Here is a 17,742-nt window from a genome sequence, read left to right as displayed (position 1 = left end):
AAATTATGAAAAAAAATGTGATCGTAGGACAGTCCGGAGGCCCCACAGCGGTGATCAATGCCAGTCTGGCAGGTGTCTACAAGACAGCAAAGGATATGGGAGCGGATACCATATACGGTATGCGCTATGGCATTCAGGGTTTGTTGGAGAAAAAGATCGTGGATCTGGGGGAAAAGATCCGCAACGACATGGATGTGGAACTTTTGAAGAGAACACCGGCTTCCTTTCTGGGATCCTGCCGCTATAAGCTGCCGGAGATCAGTGAAGATAAAGCTATTTACGAGAAAATATTTGCAATTCTGGAAGAACTGGGGATCATGGCATTTTTCTATATCGGCGGCAATGACTCCATGGATACCATCAAAAAGCTTTCCGATTATGCAGAGACAGTGGGCAACCCGATCCGTTTTATCGGCGTACCCAAGACCATTGATAACGACTTAGAGGGTACGGATCATACGCCTGGTTACGGAAGTGCGGCAAAATATATTGCTACCGTTACCAAGGAACTGGTACGTGACGGCCTGATCTATGAGATGCAGAGCGTGACGGTCATCGAGATCATGGGAAGAAATGCGGGATGGCTCACCGGAGCAGCAGTACTGGCCAAGAGTGAAGACTGTGAAGGCCCGGATCTGATCTACCTGCCGGAAGTAGCCTTTGATGTGGATGATTTTCTGAAAAAGGTCAAGAAACTGGTCAGCGAGAAACAGTCCATTGTCATTGCCGTGTCCGAAGGAATCAAGACGGCAGACGGAAGATATGTCTGCGAATTGTCTGCACCTTCCGACAAGACGGATTCTTTCGGCCATGTACAGTTATCCGGTACGGGCAAATATTTGTCTGACCTGATCATTGAAAAGCTGGGCTGCAAATCCAGAGCTATTGAACTGTCTACTCTGCAGCGCTGTGCCGGACATCTGACCTCCCGCGTGGATATCACCGAGGCTTATCAGGTAGGTGGAACTGCGGTAAAGGCAGCTTTTGAAGGCAAGACCGGTCAGATGGTGATCTTAAAGAGAGTATCTCAGGATCCCTATATTTGCACTACGGATCTCTATGATGTGCATAAGGTGGCAAATCTGGAGAAAAAGGTTCCCCGTTCCTGGATCACGGAAGAGGGAGATTATGTGACCGCAGAGATGAAGAACTATATCGAGCCTCTGATCCAGGCGGAACTGACTCCGATCATGATCACAGGCCAGCCCAGACACATTATTATTGACGATCTGTAAAAGAAAATGGAATAAAACAACAAATCAAATAACGATACAAAGGAGGTGGAAAGATGCCGAAACACAGGAAGAGAAGAATCATGCTCAGCATAGTGAGTATTGTGCTTTTTGTAGTTTTATCTGCGCAGCTTTCCACCGTTTCTTTTTCTGTGACTGCGGCCGGGGAACACGGAGAACTGGTGGCGGAGGAGTACGAACGATACCGGGAACGCTTTGACAGGATAGAAAAGATTGGAGATTTGGAGAACCAGGGATTCCGCCTGCTGGAGGATCAGATCTTTGCGATGCCGTTGCAAAAACTTCCGGAGGAAGCCGTAGATACGACAGAGGAACCCGGGAATGAAGTCTGGTTCTATGCGGCACTGGATACAAGGTACCACAGACTGGCGGTATTTATCGCGGATGCTTCCGGGCAGATTCTGTACAAGACGGACCAGCTGGAAGCAAATTACTGCTATCCGGGAGAAATGCGGCAGCCGGTGAAAAAACTGGCTTCGGTTTCTTTTCAGGATGTAGACAATGACAGAGATACGGATATCATCCTGATCGTCCAGTGCCATAATGACAGGGGGGATTATCAGGAAGAATCCTACAAAGTAGGAGATGTTCTGTTCCAGGACGATGGAAACTTTTACCGTGATTATCGGATCTCAGACAAGATCAACCGCTTTGATATGAACAAGAACCCTGCCTGTATTTTAAATTTTGTAAGAGACGGGCGTTCTACGGAATTCCTCTATACGGCGGAGACACTGGCAGATCTTCTGAACCACAATTTCAATGTCATCGAGGAACAGTCTTATACCCGTAATTTTGAAAAGCTGGGAAAATTAAAGGTGGTTCCGGGCACCTACCGGATGGCGGAATATGACGTGTTCATGATCTATCTGATCGATGAACAGGGAAATATTGTGTGGAGTTTTCAACCCATGGAGGATTACGACAATCTCTATGCGCTGAAGGGAATCCAGGGAAAGGACCTGGACGGTGACGGCCTGAAGGATCTGGTGGTGTTTGCAAAATACAGCTATGAAGGAGAAAACGGGGAATTGCTGGTGGACACCGTGTGCACCATTTATTACCAACGGACGGCCGGATTTGAGAAGGATACTGATTTTACAGAAAATTATGAATGTACGGAGGAGGATACTCTGGAGGCACTGGTGACGAAGATCCGTGCCTATTGGGGGTGGCAGACATAATGATAAAAATATTAATCGTGGATGATGAAAAGCCAATCTGTGACCTGATCGACCTGAATCTGTCGGCAGCAGGATATTTTTGCAAAAGTGTACAGGATGGCATGAAAGCCATTGAACTGATCGAGAAGGAAACCTTTGATCTGATCTTACTGGATATTATGCTTCCGGGAGTGGACGGTTTTGATATTATGGAATATATCAGACCTTTAAAGATCCCGGTGATCTTCATTACCGCCAAGGGAGATGTAAAGGACCGGGTAAAAGGCTTGCGTCTGGGGGCGGAGGATTATCTGGTGAAGCCCTTTGATGTGGTGGAACTGCTGGCAAGGGTAGAAGTGGTACTGCGCAGATTCCACAAACGGGGAGCGCAGCTGTCCGCAGGAGATGTAGTGGTGGATATGGAAGCCAGAATGGTGATGAAAGCGGGCGTACCTGTGGTACTTACCAACAAGGAATACGGACTTCTGGTGTTATTTATTCAGAATAAAAATATTGCCTTATTCAAGGAAAGCCTGTACGAAAAGGTATGGGGAGAAGAATATGACGGGGACAGCAGGACTCTGGAGCTGCATGTGCAGCGCCTGCGCAAAAAAATGGGATGGGAGAATCAGCTGGTAGCGGTATATAAGGTAGGATACCGGCTGGAGATTGCCTGAGAACGAGGAATTCTTGTAGGAAAGTGGACAAGAGGAGAAAAGAATGAAATTTTCCTGGAAAATTCTGCTGTGCACCATGCTGATCATGGCAGCGGCATGCGGAGCAAGCGGTTATTTTTTTGTAAATTATGTGTTTCAGACCTCCATGGAGCGTGAGACCAGACAGGCACTGGATGAAAGTAGTATTTTGAGGTTCGCTTTTGAGACGGCAGCTTTAAATATTCCGTCCAAATATGATGTACTTCCGGACGGAACGGTGGAACAGATCGGAGTATACCTGGAGAACAGTGGACAGCACGGCAACAGATTGCTGCGGATCAGCGATGAGAACGGTAAGGTGCTGTATGTCAGTGAAGGGTTTACCGGGGATACTTCTCTGTGGGAAGAACGCGGAGAAAATACGAGAGTGTACCGGGTAGTGCAGTCGGGGGATTCCTATTATATCCAGACACAGACAAGGATCAATGTGTCCGACCGTCTGCTGACGTTAGAGACCATGAAAAATGTAACTGCGGTATATACGGAGAGGACGGAAGGATTTCGGATGTATCGTCAGGTTACGGTGATCGTATTGTTATGCAGTGGCGCTGTGATGACGCTGATCGCCTGCTGGCTGACCCGACCGATCCGGCTTCTGACGCAGGCTACCGGCAAAATGGCGGAGGGAGAATACAGCTATCGCGCGGAGCAGATCAGTAATGATGAAATGGGACAGCTGACTGCGGATTTCAACCATATGGCAGAAGCACTGGAGCAGAATATTCAGAATTTGGAAAATGAAGTCAGAGCCAGAGAAGATTTTATTGCCGCATTTTCCCATGAACTGAAGACACCGCTGACAGCTATAATCGGTTACGCGGATATGCTGCGTTCCCGCAAACTGGACGAGGAGAAGCATTTTCTCTGTGCCAATTATATTTATACAGAGGGAAAACGCCTGGAGACTATGGCACTCAGACTGCTGGACATCATTGTGACCAGACGTAAGGAGATCGATCGTAAGACCACAAATGTCTCCGGTATTTTCTCGTATCTGCAGGAAATCTATGATGAGACCAAGAACCCAGAAGACAGCAGGGTGAAGGTTGACATCTGCTGGGAAAAGGGAGAACTCTATGCCGAGGAGAACCTGTTGAAGACTGTTTTGATCAATCTGACCGATAATGCCATCAAAGCCTCCGAGGAGGGGCAGACCGTGGAGATCACAGGAAGGCACATGGAGAACGGTTATTATTTTCAGGTACGGGATGAAGGAATTGGCATCCCCAAGGAAGAACTTCATAAGATCACGGAAGCTTTTTATATGGTGGATAAATCCAGATCCAGGGCTCATAACGGAGCGGGACTGGGGCTTGCACTGTGCACCGCTATTCTGGAACTGCATCACAGCAGCCTGAAGATCGAGAGTACACAGGGCTTTGGAAGCTGCATGAGCTTTCTGATTCCGGATGAGGGGGTGAAGTCGGATGAATAGATGGAAGAGCTGTTCTTTGGGCTTTGCGGTATCAGTTGTGGTCATTCTTGCGGCTCTGTGGGGACCGGAATGGATCGCGGCCAAAAGTGATGAGAGACTCTTAAACAGTATTACCACAGAGGCGGTGGAAGGTGCGGAAGGATACCGTTACCGCATGAGCAGCAATCAGAAACTATATCTTTTGGGGAGATGTCTGAGCAGTCAGACCCTGCCGGAGAGTGAACTGCGTTTTTTGACCAGAGTGGACAGTGAGGCAGGAAACTACGGAGAAATGACGGGTACCTATGCGTTTGTAGAGAATCGTCAGCAACCGGGAGAGGGACAGATTCAGGAGGAAGCGGTATATGAGGCATGTAACAGAGAGATTCAGATCCTGAAGGAGCAGGGAATTCTTCCCGACGAAGTAAAGGAAGTTTCGGAAGACTCTTACGAAGCGGTGATCTGCTCTGCTATCGATGTTTTGGAGCCGAGAAATAATCTCTCTGTATGGAAAATCAGCCTGTCTACGGACGTAAGGAATGCGGATAAGAGTAACCGTTTTCTGGATATTTATCTGGATGCGGATACCGGCAAAATTTATGAATTCTATGTCCGGACCGGACTGCAATGGGAAGACATCAATACGGATGCCATGATTGGCCGGTATGCGGAATATCTGGAACTGACCGGTCTTGAAAAATATGAGGATCAAAATCCGCTGTTGGAGACGACGCCGTATTTTGCCAAGTATACTTTCCCGGGGGAGGAGGAAGACAGTACCACGGTGACCATTGGTTACTATGAAGGAATTCGTGAGCTTTTCCTCAAAGTAGGAAGATAGAAAAATAAAATACGCAAAGATTTTTTTGAAAAAAGATTAAAATCACTACTTGACGTTACCACACTAAAGCAGTAATATAAATAAAAATTAAATACAGCGGTAAGAAACCATTGATGTGGAGATAAAAACAGTTCGTGCACTTACAGAGAGACCGGATGCTGAGAAAGGTTGGAACGCAGGTTGTTAAATGGACCACGGAGGGCGCAGTCAAAGAGGACACACAGAATTTTAAGACCTCAAGTATTCTGCGACGTGAGGGCATACGTCAGTTGCCGGGGATATGTTGGTATCCTGTAAGAGCACAAGAAATTGTGAAGCAAGGTGGCACCGCGGGAAATGTATATGACCCGTCCTTGACAGAAGAAGATTCTGTCATGGGCGGTTTTTTTGTAACCTTTTCAGAGCCTATGGCGAGATAGCCTCAATGAGTAAAAGGAAGCCTCAAAGAGGCGATTTTACGAATGGAGGCGCTGAAAAGGTGTGGAAAGAAATAATTTTAAGGAGGAGTACCGGAATGAAGATCACACCCACACTGGAAGAATGTAAAAAGATCGCAGCGGAAGAAAGCTACGGAGTGATTCCCATCAGCACAGAGATGTATGCAGATATGACCACACCCATCGAAGTGCTGCGCATCTTAAAAAAGGTCAGCGGTCATGTCTATCTGCTGGAAAGCGCGGAGGCGGATAAGCGATGGGGACGATATTCCTTTTTAGGCTATGATCCATTGCTTGAGATCACCTGTTATAACGGTATGACTACAATAAAATCGGAACTGACCAGCCGAACGGATTCCGGAGATGTCAGAGGGATCATCCGCAACGTCATGGAAGAGAATAAAAGTCCCAAGCTTCCGGGACTGCCTTCCTTTACCGGAGGTCTGGTAGGATATTTTTCCTATGACTATATCAAATACAGCGAACCGACCCTGCGGCTGGATGCGAAGGACGAGGAAGGCTTCCAGGATGTGAACCTGATGCTGTTCCACAAAGTCATCGCTTTTGACAATTACAGACAGAAGCTGATCCTGATCCTGAATATCAAGACCGATGATCTGGAGATCAATTATCATAGAGCGGAGCGGGAGCTGAACAACATGAAGGAGCTCTTGCTGAATGGAGAAAAGGCAGAGCATATTCCCTGTAAGCTCCGGACAGATTTTCAACCACTGTTCAACGAAGCAGCCTATTGCAACATGGTGGAGAAAGCCAGGCATTACATCAGAGAGGGAGATATCTTCCAGGTGGTATTATCCAATCGCCTGGAGGCGGAGATGGAAGGAAGCCTCTTAGATGCTTACCGGGTACTCCGCACAACAAATCCTTCCCCGTACATGTTCTATTTCTCTGGAAGTGATGGTGAGATCGTGGGAGCCAGCCCGGAGACATTAGTAAAGTTAGAGGACGGCGTATTACATACCTTCCCCCTGGCAGGAACGAGACCCAGAGGAGCTACCGAGGAAGCGGACAAGGCGCTGGAGGCAGAGCTTTTAGCAGATGAGAAGGAACGCTCCGAACACAATATGCTGGTGGATCTGGGACGGAATGATATCGGCAAGATCAGCCGGATCGGCACCGTGGAAGTGGAAAAGTATATGTCCATCGAGCGTTACTCTCACGTGATGCACATCGGTTCTACAGTGAGGGGCGTGATCAGGGAAGATGCGGACGCACTGGATGCGGTGGATGCCATCCTTCCCGCAGGAACCCTGTCGGGAGCACCGAAGCTTCGGGCCTGTGAGATCATCAACGAACTGGAAGACAATAAGAGAGGCATCTATGGAGGAGCCATTGGCTATATTTCCTTTACCGGAAACCTGGATACCTGTATCGCTATAAGACTTGCTTTTTCCAAGAACGGAAAAGTATTCGTAAGATCCGGTGCCGGTATTGTGGCGGACAGTGTACCGGAGAAGGAATACAGGGAATGCATTCAGAAGGCAGCAGCTGTAAGACAGGCACTACAGAAAGCACAGGAGGGAATGGAAGCATGATATTACTGATGGACAATTATGACAGTTTTTCCTATAACGTATATCAGCTGGTAGGAAGCGTAAATCCGGATATTCGGGTGATCCGCAATGATGAATGCAGTGTGGATGAGATCCGCGCCATGAATCCCTCCCACATCATTTTATCGCCGGGACCCGGAAGGCCGGACAAAGCCGGTGTCTGTGAAAATGTGATCCGGGAACTGGGGGGCAGAATACCTATTTTGGGAATCTGTCTCGGGCATCAGGCGATCTGCGAAGTGGCAGGGGCTACCGTTACCTACGCATCCCATCTGATGCACGGTAAACAGTCCCTGGCGACTTTGGATACAGACAGTGTATTGTTCCGGGGTATGAAAAAAGTGATCACTGTGGCAAGATATCATTCTCTGGTGGCAGATCCACAGACGATTCCCACAGAATTGAAAGTTACCGCGGTCACCGAAGACGGAGAGGTCATGGCGGTAGAACAGACAGAAAAGCAGATCTACGGAGTACAGTTCCATCCGGAATCGGTACTGACACCGGATGGACGACAGATCATTGTTAATTTTTTACAGACACAGAAAGGAGCAGGCAGAAACATGATCAAAGAAGCGGTTGCTAAGTTGGTAAAGAATGAGGACATCGGATACGATATGGCAAAAACCGTTATGGATGAGATCATGAGCGGTGAGGCCAGCGATATTTTAAAGAGTGCTTATCTGACAGCATTAAGCCAGAAGGGTGAGACCATCGAAGAGATCACAGGCTCCGCAGAAGAAATGCGAAAGTTCGGCAGAAAACTTGGAGCGGACGTGGAAGCTTTAGAGATTGTGGGAACCGGCGGTGACGGATCTAATTCTTTCAATATCTCCACTACGGCATCTATCGTGATCTCTGCGGCAGGCGTACCGGTAGCCAAGCACGGCAACCGCGCAGCCAGTTCCAAATCCGGTGCAGCAGACTGTCTGGAAGCTCTGGGCGTAAATATCACCATAGAGCCGGAACAGAGCAAGACGTTGTTGGAAGAGATCGGCATCTGCTTCCTTTTCGCACAGAAATATCACACCGCCATGAAATATGTGGGACCCATCCGCAAGGAGTTGGGCATCCGTACTATTTTCAATATTTTAGGACCTCTGGCAAACCCCGCAGGACCGGTATATCAGATCATGGGTGCGTACGATGAAAGCCTGCTGCCCTCTATGGCAAAGGTATTGTCCAATCTGGGTGTAAAACGTGGCATGGTAGTCTATGGACAGGACAGACTGGACGAGATCTCCGCCAGTGCACCCACTACAGTCTGCGAGATTGATAACGGTACCTTTAAAAATTATGTGATCACACCGGAAGAATTTGGCATGGAAAGATGCACGAAGGAAGATCTGGTGGGCGGAACTCCCCAGGAGAACGCAGAGATCACCAGAGCTATCTTAAATGGCGAAAAGGGTCCCAAGCGCAATGCGGTACTGCTGAATGCAGCAGCAGCCCTATATGTGGCAGGCAAGGCAGACAGTATGGCAGGCGGTGTGAAGCTGGCAGAGAAGGTCATCGACACAGGCCTTGCAAAGGCACAGCTGGAGCGTTTCATTAAGTTAAGTAATGAAGTATAAGCGGGAGGCAGAAAAATGATATTGGATACCATAGCGGCTTCCACTTTAGAACGGGTGGCTGCAGCAAAAGAAGCACTGCCCCTTGCAGAACAGATTGCCAGAGCAAGAGATTTGGACAGCAACACGGGATTTCCCTTTGAACAGGCACTGGCGAAGCCGTGGATGAGCTTTATCTGTGAGGTGAAAAAAGCATCGCCCTCCAAGGGACTGATCGCGGCGGAATTTCCCTATGTGCAGATTGCGAGGGAATACGAGGCAGCAGGAGCGGATGCAATTTCCGTACTGACGGAACCGGCGTACTTTCAAGGGAAGAATGAATATCTGACCGAGATCCGTCAGGCAGTGAAAATTCCACTGCTTCGGAAAGATTTTACGGTAGATGAATACATGATCTATGAGGCAAAAAATATCGGAGCAAATGCAGTGCTTTTAATCTGTGCCATCCTGTCACCGATGCAGTTGTCAGAGTATGCGGGAATCGCAGGAGAACTTGGACTGTCGGCACTGGTGGAAGCCCATGATGAGAAGGAAGTAGAGATGGCATTGAAAGCCGGTGCCAGGATCGTCGGTGTCAATAACCGGAATCTGAAAGACTTTACGGTGGATATCAATAACTCCGTGCGGTTGAGGGAAATGGTGCCGGAGAATATTCTCTTCGTATCCGAAAGTGGTATGAAGACGAGACAGGATATCGAGCGGTTGGAGCAGAACGGTACCAATGCCGTACTCATCGGAGAGACATTGATGCGTAGTGCAGATAAGAAAGCGGCTTTGCAGGAACTCCGCGGATAGTGTGAAAAATAAATTTTTCACACGCAACTTTGTGCCTACGGCCCAAAGTTTGCAGTCTATAGAAAGGTCGTAAATTATTATGAAAGTAAAAATGTGTGGTCTCTATCGTCCGGAGGACATTGATTATGCCAATGAGGTGCAGCCGGATTACGTGGGATTTGTATTTTACCCGAAGAGCCACAGGGTGGTCACAAAGGAGCAGGCAGCGGAATACCGTAAGAAGCTTTCACCTGGAATCCGGACAGTTGGGGTATTCGTGAATGAGGATCCGAAGACCATCATAGAATTGCTGGAGGAAGGCATTCTGGACGTGGCACAGCTCCACGGAGATGAGACGGAGGAGGATATCCAGTATCTTCAGGCAGTCTGCCACAAACCGGTGATCAAGGCGGTCAAAGTAAGAGACCGGTACGATGTGGAAGCCTGGCTGGACAGCAGTGCGGACTATCTGTTATTTGACAACGGAATGGGAACGGGTCAGGCTTTTGACTGGAGTGTCCTTGGCGGAATCGACAGAGAATTTTTCCTGGCGGGCGGATTGCAGTCGGAGAATCTGACGGAAGCCATGGAAGTGGTGAGACCCTATGCGTTGGATATCAGCTCCGGCATCGAGAGCAACCGGAAAAAAGATCCGGAGAAGATGCGCCGGATCATGGAACTGGTAGAACAGTATCGGAACAATACAGATTGAAAATACAGAATAAAAGAAGAATTAAAAATCAGGAAGAAAGAAGAGAGGATAAACATATGAGCAAAGGACGTTACGGAATCCACGGAGGACAATATATCTCCGAGACATTGATGAATGAACTGATCCATCTGGAAGAGTGCTATGAGCATTATAAGAAGGATCCGGAATTCAATGCGGAGCTGAACAAGCTGTTGAATGAATACGCGGGGCGCCCCTCTCTGCTGTACTATGCAGGGAAAATGACGAAGGATCTGGGCGGCGCGAAGATCTATCTCAAGAGAGAGGATCTGAACCATACCGGTTCCCATAAGATCAATAATGCCCTGGGACAGGCACTGCTTGCCAAGAAGATGGGCAAGACCCGCCTGATCGCAGAGACCGGTGCCGGACAGCACGGTGTGGCTACCGCAACGGCAGCAGCCTTCCTGGGGATGGAATGCGAAATCTTCATGGGAAAAGAAGATACCAACAGACAGGCATTGAATGTCTACCGTATGGAACTTCTGGGAGCCAAGGTACATCCCGTAACTTCCGGTACCATGACCTTAAAGGATGCTGTCAATGAGACCATGAGAGAATGGTCCAATCGTGTGGAGGATACCCATTATGTGCTGGGATCCGTTATGGGACCGCATCCCTTCCCAATGATCGTAAGAGATTTTCAGAGTGTGATCAGCCAGGAAGCAAAGGAACAGATTCTGAAGAAGGAAGGAAAGCTTCCGGCAGCCGTGGTAGCCTGCGTAGGCGGCGGCAGCAATGCCATGGGTGCGTTCTATAACTTTATTGAGGACAAGGATGTGGAACTCATCGGTTGTGAGGCAGCAGGCAAGGGTGTGGATACGGCACTGACCGCAGCTACCATTGCTACCGGCTCTCTGGGAATTTTCCATGGAATGAAATCTTATTTCTGCCAGGATGAATATGGACAGATTGCTCCTGTATATTCCATTTCTGCGGGACTGGATTATCCCGGCATCGGACCGGAGCATGCTTATCTGCATGACATCGGCAGAGCACAGTATGTGCCCATCACGGATGACGAGGCAGTGGATGCTTTTGAATATCTGGCAAGAACTGAAGGAATCATCTGCGCTATTGAGAGTGCCCATGCGGTAGCACAGGTACGTAAGATCGCGAAGAACTACAGCCCGGACCAGAGCATTATCATATGTCTGTCCGGCAGAGGCGACAAGGATGTGGCCGCTATTGCGAGATACCGCGGTGTGGATATTCATGACTGATGACCGACCTACGTGCAGGGGCTGTGAAATGCTTTGGGCAGTCCGTTCTCCTGCAGACAGAAGATGAAAACAGGAAAGATAGAAGAAATTAGAATAGAAGAGATAGAAGAAATGGAGACAGATACGATGAGTAAATTAGAAAAAGTATTTGATACACCGAATAAAAAAGCATTCATCGGCTTCCTTACCGCAGGAGACCCGGATGCGGACAGCACTGTACAATTCATCCTGGAGATGGAGAAAGCAGGAGCGGATCTCATAGAGATTGGTATTCCCTTTTCCGATCCTACAGCAGAAGGTGTGGTGATCCAGGAAGCAAATATCCGCTCTCTTGGTAACGGCATGACAACGGACGGCGTGTTCGAAATTGTGAAGAGAGTACGGGAGCAGTCACAGATTCCGCTGGCATTTATGACGTATGTGAATCCGGTATTCCATTACGGATATGAGAAATTTTTTACCAAATGTGAAGAACTGGGTATCAGCGCCATCATTATTCCCGATGTACCTTATGAAGAGAAGGCAGAGGTGGAAGCTCCCGCCAAAACCCATGGCGTGAAGGTAATCTCCATGATCGCTCCTACCTCCGAGAGCCGTATCCGCCAGATTGCATCGGAAGCAGAAGGTTTTATCTATGTGGTAAGTTCCATGGGGGTCACCGGTGTGCGCAGCGAGATCAAGACCAATCTGCCTGCTATCGTGGAAAGCATCCGCACCGTGACCGACGTTCCCTGTGCTATCGGCTTCGGCATCAGCACCCCCGAGCAGGCGAAAGCTATGGCATCTATATCCGACGGAGCCATTGTCGGAAGCGCCATCGTGAAGATCATTGCAAAGTATGGCAAAGATGCAGCTCCTTATATCGGAGAATATGTGAAGAGCATGAAAGAGGCTGTAGCAGAGTAGACAACGATAGGGAGGTATGACACAATAATCTAGGAAACGGTTATTGCTGTAACTACTTGAGCAAAAGGAAATTCATAAGATTAAAATGGAAAGTTTCCAAATGCTCAATTGATTTAGACGTATCATTGTGGTAAATGTGAATTGTCAAGTATGTTCATTCTTGCTTCATTGCTTTTTAGATAACTTAATCGTATAATTGTATCATTGCTAGTACAATTAAAGGGGTAAAGTTATGCAAAAGGAAGCATTTGGTAAACTACTGGTAATTTTAAGGAAGAAGAATGGATTAAGTCAGAAGGAACTGGCAGAGAGGTTATCGGTTTCTACGTCTGCGGTAAGCAAATGGGAGAATGGAAAGAACCTTCCGGATATGATGATGCTTAGTCGTATAGCAGATATACTTCAGGTATCGTGTGACGAATTACATAATCCGGAAAAGACATTGGAGAAGCTGGACAATCCTGAATTTCAAAAAAGGAATGTGGAGGAGGGAGATAAGGAGAATACGGATAACACAGGGGAAAATGAGGAATCAGAACCTGAACCCCAAAAGAAAAACTATGGACGAATTGTAAGAATGTCCTTTTTGATTGGAATATTGGCGATAGCTGCAGGAATGTTTCTGATATATATGGCAGGACATAGAAAACCTGCTTTTCAGCAGATAGGAACAAGGTATATTGATGATCCGTTATGGGGAAGGGTATATGAAATTGCGTATGTAGTAGATGGTGAAATGACGAATGATAGTATTAATGTGCATTTGGATGAAGTGAGAGCTACATTGAATCAAGAAGTAATAGATACCAATATTGTAAAGACAACTTATTATGATAATAAGGAAGACGCTACAGCATGGAAGGAAACAGATGTAGGAGGATATGTATTTCTGAGTGGAGAATGAAAGTTGAGGATAGGATATGAACAAAGGTATATTTGCCATATTTTTTGTAGTAGCTGTTTTAAGTATTTCATTCCCGGTTAATGCGCAGAAAACTGCACAGCGGGTAGGAGGGGGATATACATCAGAAGGTATATATTATGAAGTATATGTTGCAGAAGATTTGGCGGAAAACGACATTGTCCTTTGCGGAGCAAGTGTTAGTGTGACGAGGGAAGTGATATATTCAGGGGTTGTAAAACCACAGAAAGAAATTTCATGGAGAGAAAAAATTAATGGAAGCTATTACTCAGGGGTTCTTACAATAAGTAAATATTCATATACTACAAGTCAAACAGTAGCTACGTATACTGGTGTACTTTATAAAGAATAGTTTAAGTTAAAGAGTAGGTTGCATCTATAGAAAAATTACGGATGCAACCTACTCTTTTTGCTATGAAATCTTTTATTAAGGGACTTGAGCAAAAGGAAATTAATACGATTAATGGGAAGTTTCCATCTGCTCAATTGAGTTAGAGAGATAATTTGTGGTAAATATGAATTATCAAGCATGTTTGATTGACAAGTAAAAGAAATATTTTAGAAAATGGAGGAAGGTAAGAAAAAACAAGTACAATAGAGCAGACGGATGTGCAGATATTAAGAATATGGTTTATAATACACATTTAGCAAATTAGGAGGCGGAGCAACTGCAAGGGTAGACATCTCTGTAATCGAACAGCCAACGGCGGCATTTTTGGATGTAAGAGGTGTACACGAGGTTTCTGTGACACAATTCCCTTCTGGATACTGGATGGATATTACAAGATGGACCAGATAATCAATTGATGACCAACGGAATGGACAAAACAGGAGATGCTATGCGGAGAATAAAAACCTATCTTATAATAGTAAACTTGATCTTTCTGACAGGCTGTGCCAACAAGGCAATGCCGGACACTTATGTAGAAAACTATGACTATCAATACAGACAATGGTCGGATAGCATAGCATTTCCTAAAGTCCAGCAGGGAAGCGATAACATCGTATATATATACAAGAATGGTTTTATCTATTACATGGAAGAAGGTAATGATGTTTTAGTTCCGCTGTGTAATAAGGTGGACTGCTTACATGACAGAGAGACGGATCAGCAGAAAATAAAAGAGTGTAATGCCTCTGTCGATTTGGAGGAACTGGCAAATATTAATCCGGATAAAGATATCGCAATTGCAAAATGCGGAGATTATCTTTATTGTATTCCGTTGAGCTGTTACGAAACGGATGAAAGGATATTATACCGCTATGCTCTGGACGGAACAGCGAAAGATGTTGTGTACAAATGGGATGGAAAATCCAGCATTATTGTGAACTGGATCATACATAGGAACAACTTATATTATGCGGAAAAAAGGTATTATGAGGAAGATGAAGAGATAAAGGTTGAATGTACGATAAAACGGTTATCATTAAATACCTTTTTTCATAGACCGGAGACCGTCTATACTGCGGAGGAGAATCTGAGAGTGCTTACTTGGGGAAATCTTCAGGCTTATGGAAATTATGTGTATTTTGAAATTATTTCTATGCTGCCCAAAGAGGGAGATTCCCAGAAGGAAGAAAATAATGGTTACGATTACGACAGGTTATATAATAAAACCTTTGTATATGATATACAGGCGGACAAAATTGAGGAATTACAGATTCCGGATATGCCGAAATCGGTGCATATTTTAGGGGTACAATTCTGGCAGGATCAGATCATTCTGGATCCCTATGATGATGAAAAAAGAGGTGATGAACCGATGCCGGTATATATTGCTGATCTGGATGGATCCAATCTGAAGGTGTTATTGGAAGATGTACCTCAGGCAGGTTATTTTTTGAGTGATGGCGAATATTTATATTTTTTTGATGACTGGATGGAGGACATTGATGATTGGCTTCGGAATCCGGGAAAATATGTTGTGTATGACAAGGACATGCAGATCGTAGATACCTTTATGACACCATTAAATGAAAACGGGAGAGCACAGAGATTTCCGGTAGGTGACAGAAACAGGATGTACTTTACTTATGAGAAAGAAGACGGTACATGGGGAGTAAAGTGCTGGGAGAAAAAAATTGGAGAGTACCGGGGGAAAACGATTACACTGACGGAGATCATGGATCGTTAAAGGGGCAATTTGCATGAGGTTGACAGGATATGAAATAAAAAAGCTGATGACGCAGATTCCGCTATGGATTGCATTTATTGGACTTTTTGTGGGGAATCTATTCCTGCTTTTTATGATTCAGAAAAAAGAAGCGGCCTATGTCTATGTATATCAGCAAAAAGATCAATATATTGCGTTTTGTGAAGGAAATGAACAGGCGGACGAGTTAGGCTTCTATGAGGCTGATCTGGAGGAACAGAAACGGTATCTGGACTCTTATCGGGAATTTATTTCACAGATGCAGGACAGGTCAAAGGCCATGGAAAATGTGATCTCCGAAGGAAATCATTATCTGACGGATAATATCCGCAAGACTTGTCACGATTTTTCGGCAGTTGCGAAAGCTTCTGTGACAGTGGACAACTGTTTTGGAATAAAGGCATTGGCGGAGTATCAGTACGGTATTTTCTTTGCTATTTCTTTTCAGGGAGTATTGACGTGGTATTTATTATTTTATGAGAGAAATAGAAAGCTTTTTATTCTTATTAAAGGATGTAAAAACGGACATCATGTAACGGCGTATTCCAAGTTGTTTCTGCTATTATCGGGGGGAGTACTGTATACCTTGTTACAGGAAACCAGTGTTGTTTTGTTCCTGAAATGGATGTATGGATATGGCAATATGAACAGACACGTACAGTCGGTTTCTCTTTTCCGCAACTGCCCGTATGTATTAAGCGTAGGGCAGGCCATAGGACTGCTTATTTTTCTTCGTGTGGGACTGTCCCTGCTGACAGGGTCTGTTCTTTTTATGGCGGGCATGCTGGTGAAATCGGAAACGGGAGCTTTCATTGTCATGATGCTTCCTATGATATGCGAATATGCAGCGTACCATTTCATTGCTGTCACGGGAACCCTGCGGGTATGTAAGATTATAAATCCTTTTTTCTATTGGGATATGAGACAGGCGCTGGGAAGCTATGTTAATTTCAATTTTGGGGGACATGCCATAGGAAAAAATGAAGTTGCGGTCAGTGTCTTCCTGATTATTTATGTGGTATGCTGTGCCAGCGGAATAAACCTTTTCCATAGAACCTGCCAGATCAGTGACAGTGACCGGCTGGAAACGCTGATTATCAGGTTACGAAAAAAATGGAGCGTACTAGGGCATAGAAGGAATCTTGTATATTATGAATTTTATAAACTATTGATCCAACAGAAAAAAGGAATTGTGATCATAATTGCCCTGTGGCTTATGATGCAGAATGTTTTTGCTGTATATGCGCCACAATACTATGCGACGGCGAAAGATGCCGCCTACCATATGTACCTGAAAAATCTTTCCGGACAGCTGACGGAGGAGACCCTGGAGCAGGTGGAAAACGAAAAAAGGCGGTTGGAGCAGTTACAGGAGTCCAGTCGGGAATCAGCTGAAATGTCAGGGACGGATGAAATAGATCGGTTACTGATGCAGTTGGAATGGCAGCGTTTGCATGAGGGCTTTCAGGAGCTGACAGATCAGATCCGGGGACTATCAGAAAAAGAGGGTAAACTTTCGGAAAAATATTTACTGGATGAAAAAGCTTACCTGGATATATGGGGAAATGTTACCCATGAAGTGCTTACCTGGTACGTAGGTGCGGTTCTGTTGCTGTTTTTACTGGGAGGGATTTACGGAGCAGGAGAGGAGAGCAACCTGATACCGCTGATCCGTTCTACCCGGAGAGGAAGAGAAGTTCTGGAGAGAAGTAAGGATCTGGCAGCGATCATATGCGTAGTATTTGTCTATCTGGTAATGGCTGCACCATTGTTTTTAAAGCTGCAGAATATTGATGGATTTGCCACAGCAGGGCAGAAAATGTGTAATCTGGTAAATTGGAACTGCGAAAGCAGCATAACACTGGGATGGTATGAGACTTTCGTATTTGTCCTGAAATTCGGAAGCTTTCTGGCAGTAGGAATCCTGGGGCGGACATTGTACAAAAAGTTGAAACAGAGAATTCCGGCACTGCTGATGGGAAGCGGCATATTGATTATTGTTGTATTGCTGCTTTTGTATTTTAAACGAAGCAGCCACATGATTCTGTTGAATATGATATAAAGG

General features: G+C 45.9%; 15 protein-coding genes. All 15 read left to right on the top strand.

Annotated elements, in window-relative coordinates:
* Positions 1-5: 5 nt before the first annotated feature.
* The 15 genes from ACLTOH_RS10795 to ACLTOH_RS10725 all read left to right on the top strand — a co-directional run bounded on the left by ACLTOH_RS10795 (position 6) and on the right by ACLTOH_RS10725 (position 17,739).
* The gene (locus tag ACLTOH_RS10795) at positions 6-1,235 is read left to right on the top strand and encodes a 6-phosphofructokinase (protein ID WP_022312761.1); all 1,230 of its coding nucleotides are present in this window, start codon (positions 6-8) and stop codon (positions 1,233-1,235) included.
* 53 nt (positions 1,236-1,288) lie between these two features.
* The gene (locus ACLTOH_RS10790) at positions 1,289-2,437 is read left to right on the top strand and encodes an FG-GAP repeat protein (protein ID WP_022312760.1); all 1,149 of its coding nucleotides are present in this window, start codon (positions 1,289-1,291) and stop codon (positions 2,435-2,437) included.
* Entirely contained in the window at positions 2,437-3,093 is a 657-nt protein-coding gene (locus ACLTOH_RS10785) for a response regulator transcription factor (RefSeq protein WP_227733333.1), read from the top strand. Before ACLTOH_RS10790 ends, ACLTOH_RS10785 begins: the two co-directional genes overlap by 1 nt.
* A 43-nt stretch (positions 3,094-3,136) precedes the next feature.
* Entirely contained in the window at positions 3,137-4,567 is a 1,431-nt protein-coding gene (locus tag ACLTOH_RS10780) for a sensor histidine kinase (RefSeq protein WP_022312758.1), read from the top strand.
* Positions 4,560-5,387: a hypothetical protein gene (locus tag ACLTOH_RS10775; RefSeq protein WP_117467433.1), complete on the top strand. Its 828-nt coding sequence runs from the start codon at positions 4,560-4,562 to the stop codon at positions 5,385-5,387. Before ACLTOH_RS10780 ends, ACLTOH_RS10775 begins: the two co-directional genes overlap by 8 nt.
* 514 nt (positions 5,388-5,901) lie before the next feature.
* A complete protein-coding gene (gene trpE / locus ACLTOH_RS10770; RefSeq protein ID WP_337545189.1) occupies positions 5,902-7,380 on the top strand; it encodes an anthranilate synthase component I in 1,479 nt (492 codons plus the stop codon).
* Positions 7,377-8,972: an anthranilate phosphoribosyltransferase gene (gene trpD, locus ACLTOH_RS10765; protein ID WP_412224113.1), complete on the top strand. Its 1,596-nt coding sequence runs from the start codon at positions 7,377-7,379 to the stop codon at positions 8,970-8,972. The genes trpE and trpD overlap by 4 nt, the downstream gene beginning before the upstream one ends.
* Positions 8,973-8,987: 15 nt before the next feature.
* A complete protein-coding gene (gene trpC / locus ACLTOH_RS10760; RefSeq protein WP_118539986.1) occupies positions 8,988-9,764 on the top strand; it encodes an indole-3-glycerol phosphate synthase TrpC in 777 nt (258 codons plus the stop codon).
* A gap of 79 nt (positions 9,765-9,843) precedes the next feature.
* Complete coding sequence (locus ACLTOH_RS10755) at positions 9,844-10,455, top strand: phosphoribosylanthranilate isomerase (protein ID WP_412224112.1); 612 nt, start codon at positions 9,844-9,846, stop codon at positions 10,453-10,455.
* 56 nt (positions 10,456-10,511) lie between these two features.
* A complete protein-coding gene (gene trpB, locus ACLTOH_RS10750; protein WP_119623648.1) occupies positions 10,512-11,696 on the top strand; it encodes a tryptophan synthase subunit beta in 1,185 nt (394 codons plus the stop codon).
* A gap of 126 nt (positions 11,697-11,822) precedes the next feature.
* Positions 11,823-12,602: a tryptophan synthase subunit alpha gene (trpA, locus tag ACLTOH_RS10745; RefSeq protein ID WP_227733339.1), complete on the top strand. Its 780-nt coding sequence runs from the start codon at positions 11,823-11,825 to the stop codon at positions 12,600-12,602.
* A gap of 232 nt (positions 12,603-12,834) precedes the next feature.
* Complete coding sequence (locus tag ACLTOH_RS10740) at positions 12,835-13,506, top strand: helix-turn-helix domain-containing protein (protein ID WP_118539988.1); 672 nt, start codon at positions 12,835-12,837, stop codon at positions 13,504-13,506.
* A 16-nt stretch (positions 13,507-13,522) separates the two neighbouring features.
* On the top strand, positions 13,523-13,876 hold the full coding sequence (locus ACLTOH_RS10735) for a hypothetical protein (RefSeq protein WP_118539989.1): 354 nt from the start codon (positions 13,523-13,525) through the stop codon (positions 13,874-13,876).
* 487 nt (positions 13,877-14,363) lie between these two features.
* On the top strand, positions 14,364-15,659 hold the full coding sequence (locus tag ACLTOH_RS10730; protein ID WP_262594958.1) for a hypothetical protein: 1,296 nt from the start codon (positions 14,364-14,366) through the stop codon (positions 15,657-15,659).
* Between the two features lie 13 nt (positions 15,660-15,672).
* Positions 15,673-17,739 carry a hypothetical protein gene (locus ACLTOH_RS10725; RefSeq protein WP_412224111.1) on the top strand — a complete coding sequence of 689 codons (2,067 nt, stop codon included), beginning with the start codon at positions 15,673-15,675 and terminating at the stop codon, positions 17,737-17,739.
* The last annotated feature ends 3 nt before the right edge of the window (positions 17,740-17,742 follow it).

It is taken from the genome of Waltera sp., from assembly GCF_046969025.1.
In the GTDB taxonomy this organism is placed as follows: domain Bacteria; phylum Bacillota; class Clostridia; order Lachnospirales; family Lachnospiraceae; genus Acetatifactor; species Acetatifactor acetigignens.
This window is presented reverse-complemented; position numbering and strand designations above follow the sequence as displayed.

Bases quoted from the DNA above. Each gene is read 5' to 3' on its own strand.
- ACLTOH_RS10795 (WP_022312761.1), top strand. From the start codon at position 6: ATGAAAAAAAATGTGATCGTAGGACAGTCCGGAGGCCCCACAGCGGTG.
- ACLTOH_RS10790 (WP_022312760.1), top strand. From the start codon at position 1,289: ATGCCGAAACACAGGAAGAGAAGAATCATGCTCAGCATAGTGAGTATT.
- ACLTOH_RS10785 (WP_227733333.1), top strand. From the start codon at position 2,437: ATGATAAAAATATTAATCGTGGATGATGAAAAGCCAATCTGTGACCTG.
- ACLTOH_RS10780 (WP_022312758.1), top strand. From the start codon at position 3,137: ATGAAATTTTCCTGGAAAATTCTGCTGTGCACCATGCTGATCATGGCA.
- ACLTOH_RS10775 (WP_117467433.1), top strand. From the start codon at position 4,560: ATGAATAGATGGAAGAGCTGTTCTTTGGGCTTTGCGGTATCAGTTGTG.
- trpE (WP_337545189.1), top strand. From the start codon at position 5,902: ATGAAGATCACACCCACACTGGAAGAATGTAAAAAGATCGCAGCGGAA.
- trpD (WP_412224113.1), top strand. From the start codon at position 7,377: ATGATATTACTGATGGACAATTATGACAGTTTTTCCTATAACGTATAT.
- trpC (WP_118539986.1), top strand. From the start codon at position 8,988: ATGATATTGGATACCATAGCGGCTTCCACTTTAGAACGGGTGGCTGCA.
- ACLTOH_RS10755 (WP_412224112.1), top strand. From the start codon at position 9,844: ATGAAAGTAAAAATGTGTGGTCTCTATCGTCCGGAGGACATTGATTAT.
- trpB (WP_119623648.1), top strand. From the start codon at position 10,512: ATGAGCAAAGGACGTTACGGAATCCACGGAGGACAATATATCTCCGAG.
- trpA (WP_227733339.1), top strand. From the start codon at position 11,823: ATGAGTAAATTAGAAAAAGTATTTGATACACCGAATAAAAAAGCATTC.
- ACLTOH_RS10740 (WP_118539988.1), top strand. From the start codon at position 12,835: ATGCAAAAGGAAGCATTTGGTAAACTACTGGTAATTTTAAGGAAGAAG.
- ACLTOH_RS10735 (WP_118539989.1), top strand. From the start codon at position 13,523: ATGAACAAAGGTATATTTGCCATATTTTTTGTAGTAGCTGTTTTAAGT.
- ACLTOH_RS10730 (WP_262594958.1), top strand. From the start codon at position 14,364: ATGCGGAGAATAAAAACCTATCTTATAATAGTAAACTTGATCTTTCTG.
- ACLTOH_RS10725 (WP_412224111.1), top strand. From the start codon at position 15,673: ATGAGGTTGACAGGATATGAAATAAAAAAGCTGATGACGCAGATTCCG.